Below are 12744 nucleotides of genomic sequence, written 5' to 3'. Positions count from 1 at the left end.
GGAACGGAGGGAACCCGAGGTGTGGACACGCAAAGGCCCCCGGCGTGCGTCACCGCACACCGGGGGCCTCGCGAAGCGAACGCGGAAAGCGGGGTGCCTGCCCTACTTGCCGCCGTCCTTGCCGTTGTCCTTGTCGCCACCGGCGCCCATGGACTCGTAGATCTCCTTGCACATGGGACAGACGGGATACTTCTTCGGGTCGCGGCCCGGTACCCACACCTTGCCGCAGAGCGCGACGACCGGCGTGCCGTCCAGAGCGCTCGCCATGATCTTGTCCTTCTGGACATAGTGGGCGAAGCGCTCGTGATCGCCGTCGCCGTGCGACGTCTGCGGCGTCGGCTCTACGAGGGTCCCCGTACCTGTCCCGCGCTCGGGCTCAAGAGTGCTCATAGGAGCCAAGGGTACTGAAGGCCGCCCCCTGGGCGAAGCGGTGCCGGGGCCCTCAGTTGAGCGAGGGATCGTCCGGGTACGTCGCCACCATCGCCAGCTCGCCGCGCTGCCGGCGCAGCACCGCCCGCCACAGCCCCTCGGGGTGCGTGGCGGACACGTCCCCGGGCTCCGACTCGACGACGTACCAGGCGCCCTCGGTCAGCTCGTTCTCCAGTTGGCCCGGGCCCCAGCCGGCGTATCCGGCGAAGATGCGCAGCGAGCCGAGCGCCGCCGCCAGCAGCTCGGGCGGCGCCTCCAGGTCGACGAGGCCGATCGCGCCGTGCACCCGGCGCCAGCCCAGCGGGCCGTCCTCGCCGGGGATGACGGCGACGCCGAGCGCCGAGTCGAGGGAGACCGGGCCGCCCTGGAAGACGACGCCCGGCTCACCCGCCAGCTCGCCCCAGCCCTCCAGGATCTCGCCGACGTCCACCGGGGTCGGCCGGTTGAGGACGACGCCGAGGGAGCCCTCCTCGTCGTGGTCGAGGAGAAGCACCACCGCGCGGGCGAAGTTCGGGTCGGCGAGGGCGGGTGTGGCCACGAGCAGCCGCCCTGTGAGCGAGGACACCTCGGTCATGCCAGACATGATCCCGCACATTGCCCGCGCGGGGGGAGACAAGCGCGAGAACCGGAAGAACGCAGCTCAGGGCGGATCGAAGCACGAAGGGAGCGGACGCATGGTTCCACAACGCGCCTGTCACCCCATGTGCCACGTTCGTGACGGTTCGTGTTGTAGCGAAGTCATGACGGTCCCGGGCCTCCTCCGGCTTACGGAACAGGGGGACCGGGCCTTTACCCTTGTCCCTTGGTCCCTGCCCCCCTCTTCGGAACGCGAGATCCATGACCGTCACCGGCATTGACGACGTACTGCTTGTCCACGGCGGAACCCCGCTGGAGGGCGAGATCCGTGTCCGCGGCGCCAAGAACCTGGTGCCCAAGGCCATGGTGGCCGCGCTGCTCGGCAGCGCTCCGAGCCGGCTGCGCAATGTCCCGGACATCCGTGACGTCCGGGTCGTACGCGGCCTGCTCCAGTTGCACGGCGTGACGGTCCGCCCCGGTGAGGAGCCGGGCGAGCTGGTGATGGACCCCTCGCACGTGGAGTCGGCGAACGTCGCGGACATCGACGCCCACGCGGGCTCCTCGCGCATCCCGATCCTGCTCTGCGGCCCGCTCCTGCACCGCCTCGGGCACGCGTTCATCCCGGGCCTCGGCGGCTGCGACATCGGCGGCCGGCCGATCGACTTCCACTTCGAGGTGCTCCGCCAGTTCGGCGCGACCATCGAGAAGCGCGAGGACGGCCAGTACCTGGAGGCCCCGCAGCGCCTGCGCGGCACCAAGATCCGGCTGCCCTACCCGTCCGTCGGCGCCACCGAGCAGGTGCTGCTGACCGCCGTGCTCGCCGAGGGCGTCACGGAGCTCTCGAACGCGGCCGTGGAGCCGGAGATCGAGGACCTGATCTGCGTCCTGCAGAAAATGGGCGCGATCATCGCGATGGACACCGACCGCACCATCCGTGTCACCGGTGTCGACAAGCTCGGCGGCTACACGCACCGCGCGCTCTCCGACCGCCTGGAGGCGGCGTCCTGGGCCTCGGCCGCGCTCGCCACCGAGGGCAACATCTATGTGCGCGGCGCCCAGCAGCGTTCGATGATGACGTTCCTCAACACGTACCGGAAGGTCGGCGGCGCCTTCGAGATCGACGACGAGGGCATCCGCTTCTGGCACCCCGGCGGCCAGTTGAAGTCGATCGCGCTGGAGACGGACGTCCACCCCGGCTTCCAGACAGACTGGCAGCAGCCGCTCGTCGTCGCGCTCACGCAGGCCACGGGCCTGTCCATCGTCCACGAGACGGTGTACGAGTCGCGCCTCGGCTTCACCTCCGCGCTGAACCAGATGGGCGCGCACATCCAGCTCTACCGCGAATGCCTCGGCAGCTCCGACTGCCGTTTCGGCCAGCGCAACTTCCTGCACTCCGCGGTCGTTTCGGGCCCGACCAAGCTGGAGGGCGCCGACCTGGTCATCCCCGACCTGCGCGGCGGCTTCTCGTACCTGATCGCGGCGCTCGCCGCGCAGGGCACGTCCCGGGTGCACGGCATCGACCTGATCAACCGCGGCTACGAGAACTTCATGGACAAGCTCATCGAGCTCGGCGCCAAGGTCGAACTCCCGGGCAAGGCGCTCGGCTAGCCGCCGCGTTCCCCGGCTCTACGGCGATGGGGCCCACCCGGATCTTCCGGGTGGGCCCCATCGCCGTTCCGGCGGCTCAGAGGGTGCTCTGAGGGCTCTCGCGGCCGTCTGCGGGTGGTTCGTGGCTGGTCGCGCAGTTCCCCGCGCCCCTGAGATGCGCACTGCGTGCGCCATCTCATGGGGCTGCGGCGAAGCCGCATGCTCCAGGGGCGCGGGGAACTGCGCGATCAGCCACGACGGCGTCGCACTCGGCGACGAGACGTCAGCCCGGCAGACGCCGCCCCGCGAACGCCCGCGGGCGGCCACCCGGAACCCCGGATGGCCGCCCGCCGAAAAGGCCGAAGGCTACTTGCCCTTGGCGGCTTCCTTGAGCTTCGAGCCCGCGGAGACCTTCACGCTGTAACCGGCCGGGATGTCGATCGGCTCGCCGGTCTGCGGGTTACGAGCGGTGCGAGCGGCACGGTGGGTGCGCTCGAAGGTCAGGAAGCCGGGGATGGTGACCTTCTCGTCGCCCTTGGCAACGATCTCGCCGACGGTCTCGGCGAACGCGGCCAGCACGGCGTCGGCGTCCTTGCGAGTCACCTCGGCGCGGTCGGCCAGCGCGGCCACCAGCTCACTGCGGTTCATGTTTGTACTCCCGTGTTCTTCTTGCCGTTGAGGCGTGCCATACGGCTGGGCCGCATGTTGGGCAACAGCGAAGCCGATGCTGCCAGGGTCTCGGTCAGGCCCAGTACCCGGGGTCCGTTGTCCGGACCCTCGCGCCCGTGGGGGCGCCCCCTGGACGCAGTCCTTGGGGAAGCATCCTGCCCCCACCAGCGGCGGTAAAGCCAATCCGGCACCCGTCGGGGTCACACGGAGAGGCTCACCACCAGGGGCCGGGGCGGGTCCCGGGGCCTGCTTCCCGGCCACCCTAGAGGGCCCGGAGGGACCCCACGTTCCGCGACGCGCCGGGCCTCAGGCCGTCGTGGCGCCCGTCACAACGGTCCCGGCGGCCTTCGCGGCATCGCGCACGGCACCGGCGACGGCACCCGCGACCTTGTCGTTGAAGACGCTCGGAATGATGTAGTTCGGGTTGAGTTCGTCCTCGCTCACCACGTCGGCCAGGGCCGTGGCGGCGGCCAGCATCATCTCCGTGTTGACCGTACGCGACTGGGCGTCGAGCAGGCCGCGGAAGACGCCGGGGAAGACCAGGACGTTGTTGATCTGGTTGGGGAAGTCGGAGCGGCCCGTGGCCACGACCGCCGCCGTCTGACGGGCGATCGCCGGGTCGACCTCGGGGTCCGGGTTCGCGAGCGCGAACACGATGGCGCCCTCGGCCATGGCCGCGACGTCGTCGCCGTTCAGCACGTTGGGCGCGGAGACGCCGATGAAGACGTCCGCGTCGACGACCGCTTCCTTGAGCGTGCCGGTCAGACCCTCCGGGTTGGTGTTGTCGGCGATCCAGCGCAGCGGCGAGTCGCTGTCGGCGTCCTTCAGGTCCTCGCGGTCGGCGTGCACGACGCCGTGGATGTCGGCGACCACCGCGTTCTTCACGCCCGCGGCGAGGAGCAGCTTGAGGATGGCGGTGCCGGCGGCGCCCGCACCGGACATGACGACGCGGATGTCGCCCATGCCCTTGCCCGCCACGCGCAGCGCGTTGGTGAGGGCGGCGAGGACGACGATCGCGGTGCCGTGCTGGTCGTCGTGGAAGACGGGGATGTCCAGGGCCTCGCGCAGGCGGGCCTCGATCTCGAAGCAGCGCGGCGCGGAGATGTCCTCCAGGTTGATGCCCGCGAAGCCGGGAGCGATCGCCTTGACGATCTCGACGATGGCGTCGGTGTCCTGGGTGTCCAGGCAGATCGGCCAGGCGTCGATGTCGGCGAAGCGCTTGAAGAGGGCGGCCTTGCCCTCCATGACGGGCATGGCGGCCATCGGGCCGATGTTGCCGAGGCCGAGCACCGCGGAGCCGTCCGTCACGACCGCGACGGTGTTGCGCTTGATGGTCAGGCGCCGGGCGTCCTCGGGGTTCTCGGCGATCGCCATGCAGACGCGGGCCACGCCCGGCGTGTAGACCATGGAGAGGTCGTCACGGTTGCGGATGGGGTGCTTGGACTGCATCTCGATCTTGCCGCCGAGGTGCATCAGGAACGTTCGGTCGGAGACCTTCCCGAGCGTGACGCCCTCGATGCCGCGCAGCTCCTCGACGATCTCGTCCGCGTGGGACGTGGAGCTGGCCGCGATCGTGACGTCGATCCGGAGCTTCTCGTGGCCGGAAGCGGTGACGTCGAGGCCGGTCACCGAGCCGCCGGAGGACTCCACGGCGGTGGTGAGCTGCGAGACAGCCGTACCGCTCGCGGGCACCTCCAACCGGACCGTCATCGAGTAGGAGACGCTGGGCGCCGTTGCCATGGCCGACTTCCTCTGCTTTCACCGTGTAGCTGTTGCCGTCCGATGGTCGCACCTACCGCCGAGTACGTGGTAGCCGCATCGGATTGTGAACGTTACGTTCACCGCGCTTTTGGAAACTTGTTTCCACCATACGAGAAGTCGCGGGGAACAGGAAGGGCTGCCCGGAAACGAGAAGAGGCCCACGTCACTGGGTGACGTGAGCCTCTCTCTCCGTTCATGACACCGGCCCGCCATGCTCGCCTCGCGGCAAGTGGTCCCTCTGAGGGACGAAGGTTGGGCCCGGGGGCTTGGATCGAGCCGGTGCCACCACCAACGGTACTCCATTCTCCGGAAACACCCCAGACCCCTGTGGCCCTCGCCGGCCCCTCAGTCGCGCAGCAGGTCCGGCACCCCCGAGGCGTCGGGCACGTCCCGCTCGCCGGAGACCACCGTGAGCTGCTGCGTGGCGCGGGTCAGCGCCACGTAGAGCACGCGCAGGCCCGCCGGGGACTCGTCGGCGATCTCCGCCGGGGAGACCACCACCGTGGCGTCGTACTCCAGGCCCTTGGCCTCCAGGGAGCCGAGCGCGACGACCCGCTCGCCGAGCCCGTCGAGCCAGCGGGCCGCCTCCGCGCGGCGGTTCATCGCCACGACGACACCGACCGTGCCGTCGACCCGGTCGAGCAGCTGGGCCGCCTCCTGTCGGACCGTGGCGCCGAGCCGGTCCGCGACGACGGCGAAGCGCGGCTCGACCCCCGTGGAGCGGACGGCGGACGGGGACTGCGCGCCCGGCATCGCGAGCGCCAGGACCCGCGCGGCCAGCTCCGCGATCTCGGAGGGGTTGCGGTAGTTGACGGTCAGCGTGAAACGGCGGCGCGGGCGGGTGCCCAGCGCCTCGTCGCGGGCCGCCGCCGCCTCGTCCGGATCGGACCAGGACGACTGGGCCGGGTCACCGACCACCGTCCAGGTGGCGTGCCGGCCGCGGCGCCCGACCATGCGCCACTGCATCGGCGTGAGGTCCTGCGCCTCGTCGACGATGACGTGCGCGTACTCGGTACGTTCCTGCGCAAGGCGCTCGGCGCGCTCCCGCTGGGTCTCCTCGCGCTGCGGCATCAGCTCCTCCAGACCGGTGAGCTGGTCCAGCGGGTCGTACTCGCGCTTGCGCCGCGGGCGGGCCGGGGCGCCGAGGATCGCGTTCAGCTCGTCGAGGAGCGCCACGTCGTGCACCGACAGCGCCTCGCGCCGCAGCGAGCGGGCGACCTTGCGGACCTCGCCCGGATTGAGGACGCGGCGCGCCCAGCGGCCCAGGCGCCGCTCGTCGGACATGGCGGACAGGACGGCGCGGGGCGTCAGCTCCGGCCACCAGGCGTCCAGGAAACGGACGAAGTCGTCCTCGCCGGTGATGTCCTCGTCGAAGGAGGAGCGCAGCTCCGCCGCCAGCTCGGGGTCGGTGTGCCGGCCGCCCGCGCCGGACTGCTCCCACAGGGCGTCGAGGAGGAGCTTGCGGGCGCGCGGGCGCAGGTGGTTGACGGGCGCCGTGCCGCCGAGAGCGGCGTGCCGGATGCGGTGGAGCTGCCCCGCCTCCAGCTCCAGGCGGCGGCCGAAGGCGACGACACGCAACCGGGTGGGCGTACCGGCGGGTGCCGCGGCCTGCGCCTCCTCGTCCGGCTCCTCGCCGAAGGCGAGCTGCCCGGTGGCGGCCGGGGCCGCGCGGCCCGACTCCAGCGCGCCGCGCGCCGCCTTGCGCAGCACCTTCAGCATGCGCGAGGAACCCTTGACGCGGGCCACGGCCGGGCTGTCGTACTCGGTGGCCTCGGCCCCGTCGACCAGGGAGCCGACCGCGCGGATCGCGACCTGGCCCTCCTCGCCGAGCGAGGGGAGCACGCCCTCGGTGTACGCCACGAGCAGCGGCGTGGGCGAGACGATGAGGATGCCGCCCGCGTACCGGCGGCGGTCCTGGTAGAGGAGGTAGGCGGCGCGGTGCAGGGCGACCGCCGTCTTGCCGGTGCCAGGACCGCCCTCGACGTACGTCACGGAGGCGGCGGGCGCCCGGATCACCTGGTCCTGCTCGGCCTGGATGGAGGCCACGATGTCGCGCATCGAGTGGCTGCGGGCCTGGCCGAGCGCGGCCATCAGGGCGCCGTCGCCGACGGCCGGGAGCCGCTCGCCGTCCAGGTACGCGGTCAGCTCGGGGCGCATCAGGTCGTCCTCGACACCGAGCACCCTGCGCCCCTTGGAGCGGATGACACGGCGGCGTACCACCCGCCCCGGGTCGACCGGCGTGGAGCGGTAGAACGGCGCGGCGGCGGGCGCCCGCCAGTCGATGACCAGCGGCGAGTAGTCCGCGTCCAGGACACCGATGCGCCCGATGTGCAGGGTCTCGGCGATGTCGGCCGTGTGGTCGGGGCGGACCGCGCCCTCGGCCGGTTCGACGGCCGTGTACGCGCCGTCCGGGCCCTTCTTGCCGTCCTTGCCCCGGAGCAGGTCGATACGGCCGAAGAGGAAGTCCTCGAACTCGTTGTTGAGCCGGCTGAGATGGACGCCCGCGCGAAAGACCTGCGCGTCCCGCTCGGCGAGCGCGCCGGGCGTGCCGACCTGCCCGCGCTTGGCGGCGTCGTCCATCAGGAACTCCGCCTCGTGGATCTTCTCTTCCAGGCGGTGGTAGACGGCGTCGAGATGTTTTTGTTCCACGCCGATCTCGCGATCACGAACGGAGTCCGTATCCGAGTCCACCGCTGGATCCTGTTGAGCCTGAGCGGCCACCGGGCCCCCTTCTGACGTGCTGGGCAGCCGTCAAAGGTACGCGAAAGGGGGCCCGCGCGGCTACGTGCCCGGCGGTCGGCTCACCAGGCGGTCACGCGTTCACCTCCACGAGCCGCTTCCCGTCGAGCGTCTCGACCTCGAAGTGATCGATCTGGTTCCGGTCGAAGGCGGCGCCTCCGTGCACGTACAGCGGGTAGTGGGCGCTCTCGTGCGCGCTGCCCTCGATGCCGTAGCCCCACTTCGGGACGGCCCACGTGGTGACGGTCTCGCGCTCGCCGTTCTTGCCGACCGCGATCAGCGAGCACTTCAGGGGCCCCTTGACGTTCTTCAGTCGCAGGACGGTGTGGGTGCCCCATGCCTTCTTCTCCATGCCGACCGTCGCACTGACCTTCGTCGTCGCGTCGGTGGCCGACACCTTCTCGTCCATGTGGTGGAAGAAGGCGTCCTGCGCGGGGCTCGTGGGGTGCGGCTCCGCCACGTTGCCCGTACCGCCGTCGTCGGTGACCGCCATGACCGTCAGCGGCCCGCCGATGATCAGCGCCGCCGCGGCGGCCACCAGATAGAGGCCCCTGCGCCGCTTGCGTCCGCGCCTGCGGGCGACCTCGTCGACCAGGGACTCCGCGAGCCGCGGCCCCGGCGTGGCCGCGAGGGACTCCCCGACGCGCCGCACACCGGACGCGTCGCGCGCGGCCGGCAGGTCGGCGAGGGCGGCCAGCATCGGCTCCATCCCCGCGAACTCCTCCAACTGCGCCGCGCACCGCTCGCATCCGGCCAGGTGGGCCTCGAACGCGCTCGCCTCGGCGTCGTCGAGGACGCCCAGCGCGTAGGCGCCGACCGTCTCGTGCACGTCACCCGCCGGTTCGTGACCGGACGGTCCGTACGACCCGTACGCGGACGTCATGCCGTCACCCCCCGCTCCTCAAGGGCCAGCTTCATGGAACGCAGTGCGTAGAACACGCGGGAGCGCACCGTGCCGCTGGGGATGCCGAGCGTCTCGGCCGCCTCATTGACGGTACGCCCTTTGAAGTACGTCTCCACGAGTACTTCCCGGTGCGCGGGGGTCAGGTCCTCCAGGGCATCGGAGAGGGTCATCAGCCAGAGCGCCTTGTCGATCTCGTCCTCCGCGGGAATGACCTCCAGCGGTGACGCGTCGACCTCCTGTGGCCGGGCCTGCCGGCTGCGGTGGCCGTCGATGACGATGCGTCGGGCGACCGTCACCAGCCAGGGGCGTACCGAGCCGGTCGCCCGGTTGAGCTGACCGGCGTTCTTCCAGGCACGGATGAGCGTTTCCTGCACGACATCCTCCGCGCGCTGCCGGTCCCCCGCCACCAGTCGGAGCACATAGGCGAGAAGCGGTCGCGCGTGCTCGGCGTAGAGCGCGCGCATCAGCTCCTCGTCCAGCGCAGGGGGCCGGGGTGCGCGATGTCGGGCCCGGGAAGGGCGTTCATCGGCCACGGCGGAATCCTTGCGCACGCCTACCTCCGGTGTCCCCAGTTCGACGATCCGACCGTCTTTTCTCGGCTGGGCTCACCGGTGGAATACGTACGCGAACACGCCGGTGTTCAAAGGGAGTTCGGGGAGACGTGGGTCAGGCCCTGGCCAGCGCCGCCCGGCGGCGGTGCCGGGCCACGCGTTCGCGGTTGCCGCAGACCTCGCTCGAACACCAGCGGCGTCTGCGCCCGCGGGACGTGTCGAGGTAGATGATCGGGCAACTGTCGCCCTCGCACTGGCGCAGGCAGCCCCGGACGGCGGGGTCGGTGAGCAGGTCGACGACGTCCCGGGCGACGGCCGCGAGCAGGGCCGGGCAGCCGGGCTCCTCGTGCAGCGCCCGGACGAGGGCGCCGTCGGCGGTGCGGACGGCGCGGGGTGCGGGCGGGGCCGCGCGGGCGAGCAGGTTGACGCGTTCGAGGGCGGTCGGCGCGGGAAGACCGTCCAGCTCACCCCGCACCAACTGGCCTATGTGGACGCGCAGTTCGCGGAAGGCGGCGAGCCACGCCGGGGTGCACACGGGCAGTGCGGCGGGATCGGGGACGAGCCCGGCGCCCAGGAGCCAGGCGCGCAGCCGATCGGTGGAGGTGAGGCGTTCGTCGGGGTGTGCGGTGGCGACCAGATCCAGGCAGAGGCGTCCGGAGTCGAACCGCAACTCGCAGAGAGGGGGGAGGGAGGACCCTGTGGGTACTGCTGCCATGCCCTCTACAGTGCCCGCCACGACGCGCCACCGTAACCCCCGCTCCCGCGGGGCTGCTTGCGGAGGCGCGGGGGCGGGCGGCGGCGGCTCACTCGGCGGCGTACTTCGCGTCCGCCGACGACGGTTCGAGGGCCAGCCGGTAGCCGCGCTTGACCACCGTCTGGATCAGTTTCGGCGCGCCGAGGGCCGACCTGAGCCGGGCCATCGCCGTCTCCACCGCGTGTTCGTCGGTGCCCGCGCCCGGCAGTGCGCGCAGCAGGTCCGCGCGGGCCACCACCCAGCCGGGCCGCCGCGCGAGGGACCGCAGCAGGGACATGCCGGCCGGCGGTACGGGCCGCAGCTCCCCGTCGACCATGACGGCGTGCCCGCGGATCTCCACCCGGTGCCCCGCGATCGGCAACGTGCGGGCCCGGGAGGGAAGTTCGTGGCAGAGGAGCTGCACCAGCGGGCCGAGCCGGAACCGCTCCGGCTGCACCGTGTCCACGCCGTGCCCCTGGAGCGGCAGCGCCGTCACGGGGCCCACGCAGGCGGGCACGACGTCATGGTGCAGCGCCGCCAGCAGCTCGGGCAGCAGGCCGCGCTCCTCCGCCCGGTTCAGGAGCGACGCCGCCGCGGGCGCCGAGGTGAACGTCAGCGCGTCCACGCCCCGCGCCACCGTCGCGTCCAGGAGCCGGTCGACGGGCCCGATGTCCTCCGGCGGCATCCACCGGTACACCGGCACCCCCACCACCTCGGCCCCGGCCTCGCGCAACGCCTCCACGAAGCCGGGCAGCGGTTCACCGTGCAACTGGACCGCGACCCGCCTGCCCTGGACGCCCTCGGCGAGCAGCCGCTCAAGGACCTCCGCCATCGACTCCGACGACGGCGACCACTCCTCCGTCAGCCCCGCCGCGCGGACCGCCCCCTTCACCTTGGGCCCGCGCGCGAGCAGCTCCACCCCGCGCAGCCGGGCGATCAGCTCCTCGCCCAGGCCCCAGCCGTCGGCCGCCTCGACCCAGCCGCGGAAGCCGATCGCGGTCGTCGCCACCACCACGTCGGGGACCTGGTCGATCAACTCCTTGGTGGCGGCGAGCAGTTCGCTGTCGTCGGAGAGGGGCACGATCCGCAGCGCGGGCGCGTGCAGCACCGTCGCGCCGCGGCGCTTGAGCAGCGCGCCCAGTTCGTCGGCGCGGCGTGCGGCGGTCACGCCCACGGTGAAGCCCGCGAGCGGGCCGTGCGGTTGCGCGGCCCCGGCTGTCTGCTGTTCCTCGTCCATGCTGGTTCTCGTCCCGCTCGACGGTCGTCCGTGCTCTGCCGGCTCGGTCTCTGCTGTCACGCCGACGTCCGAGCCTGTCAACCCACCATGACAGGCCCGGATCAGCATGATTGCGTACGTGTTACGTGCTCGCTTCTCACACCTCGGCGTAGCTGAGCTGCGGCTTCGCCTCGGCGGCCGGCGCGGCCTCGGCGCGCGCGGCCGTACGGCGAAGGTATACGGCCCAGGTCACGGCGAAGCAGACCGCGTAGAAGACGAGGAAGGAGACGAAGGCCCCGGTACCGGTACCGGCCGTCTGGAAGGACTGGCGGAACGCCAGGTTGATGCCGAGTCCGCCGAGCGCGCCGACCGCGCCGATCAGCCCCATGGAGGCGCCCGAGAGACGGCGCCCGTACGCGGCGGCCTCCTCGCCCGTCAGCCCGAGGCCGAGCGCCTTGTTGTGGAAGATGCCGGGGATCATCTTGTACGTGGACCCGTTGCCGAGGCCGCTCAGCACGAACACGACGATGAACGCGACGGTGAACAGGGCGAGCGACTTCTGGACCGACGCCAGGATCACCACGGACGTCGCGGCGCCCATCGCCACGAAGTTCCACAGCGTGATGCGGGCCCCGCCGAACCGGTCGGCGAGCCGTCCGCCGACGGGCCTGATCAGCGAGCCGAGCAGCGGCCCGATGAAGGTGACACCGGCGGCCTGGAGCGGCGTACGGCCGAACTGGGTCTGGAGGACGAGCCCGAACGCGAACGAGTAGCCGATGAACGAGCCGAACGTGCCGACGTAGAGGAACGCCATGATCCAGGTGTGGGCGTCCTTGGCGGCGTCCCGGGCGGCGCCGGTGTCGTTCTTCACCGACGCCAGGTTGTCCATGAACAGGGCCGCGCAGAGCGCCGAGACCAGGATCAGCGGGATGTAGATGCCGAGCAGGACGCGCGGGCCGCCGCTCATGCCGATGACGGCGAGGGCGACGAGCTGGATGACGGGGACGCCGATGTTGCCGCCGCCCGCGTTCAGGCCGAGCGCCCAGCCCTTCTTGCGCATGGGGAAGAAGGAGTTGATGTTCGTCATGGAGGAGGCGAAGTTGCCGCCGCCGACGCCGGTGAGCGCCGCGCACACCATGAACGTGCTGTACGAGGTCCCCGGCTCCATCACGACGAACGCGGCGATCGCCGGTACCAGCAGCATGCTCGCCGAGATGACCGTCCAGTTGCGACCGCCGAAGACGGCGACGGCGAAGGTGTAGGGCACGCGCGCGAAGGCGCCGACGAGGGTGGCCATCGAGACGAGGAAGAACTTGCCCGCCGGGTCGATGCCGTACTCGGGCCCCATGAACAGGACCATGACCGACCACAGGGTCCAGATGGAGAACCCGATGTGCTCGGACAGGATGGAGAAGAGGAGGTTGCGCCGGGCGACCTTCGCGCCCGTCTCCGCCCAGAACGTCTCGTCCTCGGGGTCCCACCGATCGACCCACTCACGGGTCCGGCTCCGGCCTGCCATCTCACGCCTCCAGGGTCGCTGGTCCTGCCTTCCGCGACCGACGGTAGAGAGGGCGGATTT

At 71.5% G+C, this 12744-nt stretch carries 11 protein-coding genes; 1 reads left to right on the top strand and 10 read right to left on the bottom strand.

Annotated features, from left to right (window positions below):
* Positions 1-102: 102 nt before the first annotated feature.
* Together ACIRF8_RS02715 and ACIRF8_RS02710 are read right to left on the bottom strand one after the other, a co-directional pair.
* Positions 103-390 (bottom strand): DUF3039 domain-containing protein, encoded by a 288-nt coding sequence (locus ACIRF8_RS02715; RefSeq protein WP_404210119.1) that lies wholly within the window; start codon positions 388-390, stop codon positions 103-105.
* 52 nt (positions 391-442) lie between these two features.
* Positions 443-1003, bottom strand: a complete 561-nt coding sequence (locus ACIRF8_RS02710) for a YqgE/AlgH family protein (RefSeq protein WP_404210117.1) — start codon at positions 1001-1003, stop codon at positions 443-445.
* A 263-nt stretch (positions 1004-1266) separates the two neighbouring features.
* On the opposite strand from ACIRF8_RS02710, the gene murA reads away from it, so the two are divergent.
* Positions 1267-2613 (top strand): UDP-N-acetylglucosamine 1-carboxyvinyltransferase, encoded by a 1347-nt coding sequence (gene murA, locus ACIRF8_RS02705; RefSeq protein ID WP_404210115.1) that lies wholly within the window; start codon positions 1267-1269, stop codon positions 2611-2613.
* A gap of 345 nt (positions 2614-2958) precedes the next feature.
* Here murA and ACIRF8_RS02700 read toward each other — a convergent pair whose 3' ends face one another.
* The 8 genes from ACIRF8_RS02700 to ACIRF8_RS02665 all read right to left on the bottom strand — a co-directional run bounded on the left by ACIRF8_RS02700 (position 2959) and on the right by ACIRF8_RS02665 (position 12684).
* Positions 2959-3240, bottom strand: a complete 282-nt coding sequence (locus tag ACIRF8_RS02700; RefSeq protein WP_161701580.1) for an HU family DNA-binding protein — start codon at positions 3238-3240, stop codon at positions 2959-2961.
* A gap of 327 nt (positions 3241-3567) precedes the next feature.
* Positions 3568-5001: an NAD-dependent malic enzyme gene (locus ACIRF8_RS02695; protein ID WP_404210113.1), complete on the bottom strand. Its 1434-nt coding sequence runs from the start codon at positions 4999-5001 to the stop codon at positions 3568-3570.
* Between the two features lie 366 nt (positions 5002-5367).
* Positions 5368-7743: a HelD family protein gene (locus ACIRF8_RS02690; RefSeq protein WP_404210111.1), complete on the bottom strand. Its 2376-nt coding sequence runs from the start codon at positions 7741-7743 to the stop codon at positions 5368-5370.
* Between the two features lie 91 nt (positions 7744-7834).
* Complete coding sequence (locus ACIRF8_RS02685) at positions 7835-8644, bottom strand: zf-HC2 domain-containing protein (protein WP_404210109.1); 810 nt, start codon at positions 8642-8644, stop codon at positions 7835-7837.
* A complete protein-coding gene (locus ACIRF8_RS02680) occupies positions 8641-9216 on the bottom strand; it encodes a sigma-70 family RNA polymerase sigma factor (protein ID WP_404210107.1) in 576 nt (191 codons plus the stop codon). Before ACIRF8_RS02680 ends, ACIRF8_RS02685 begins: the two co-directional genes overlap by 4 nt.
* A 115-nt stretch (positions 9217-9331) precedes the next feature.
* Positions 9332-9931, bottom strand: coding sequence for a CGNR zinc finger domain-containing protein (locus ACIRF8_RS02675; protein WP_404210105.1), 600 nt, complete (start codon positions 9929-9931; stop codon positions 9332-9334).
* An 88-nt stretch (positions 9932-10019) separates the two neighbouring features.
* Positions 10020-11186 carry a uroporphyrinogen-III synthase gene (locus ACIRF8_RS02670; protein WP_404210103.1) on the bottom strand — a complete coding sequence of 389 codons (1167 nt, stop codon included), beginning with the start codon at positions 11184-11186 and terminating at the stop codon, positions 10020-10022.
* Positions 11187-11322: 136 nt separating this feature from the next.
* Positions 11323-12684 (bottom strand): nitrate/nitrite transporter, encoded by a 1362-nt coding sequence (locus ACIRF8_RS02665; protein ID WP_404210101.1) that lies wholly within the window; start codon positions 12682-12684, stop codon positions 11323-11325.
* Between the last annotated feature and the right edge of the window lie 60 nt (positions 12685-12744).

The sequence above is a fragment of the Streptomyces sp. NPDC102406 genome (assembly GCF_044765725.1).
Classification (GTDB): Bacteria; Actinomycetota; Actinomycetes; order Streptomycetales; family Streptomycetaceae; genus Streptomyces.
This window is presented reverse-complemented; position numbering and strand designations above follow the sequence as displayed.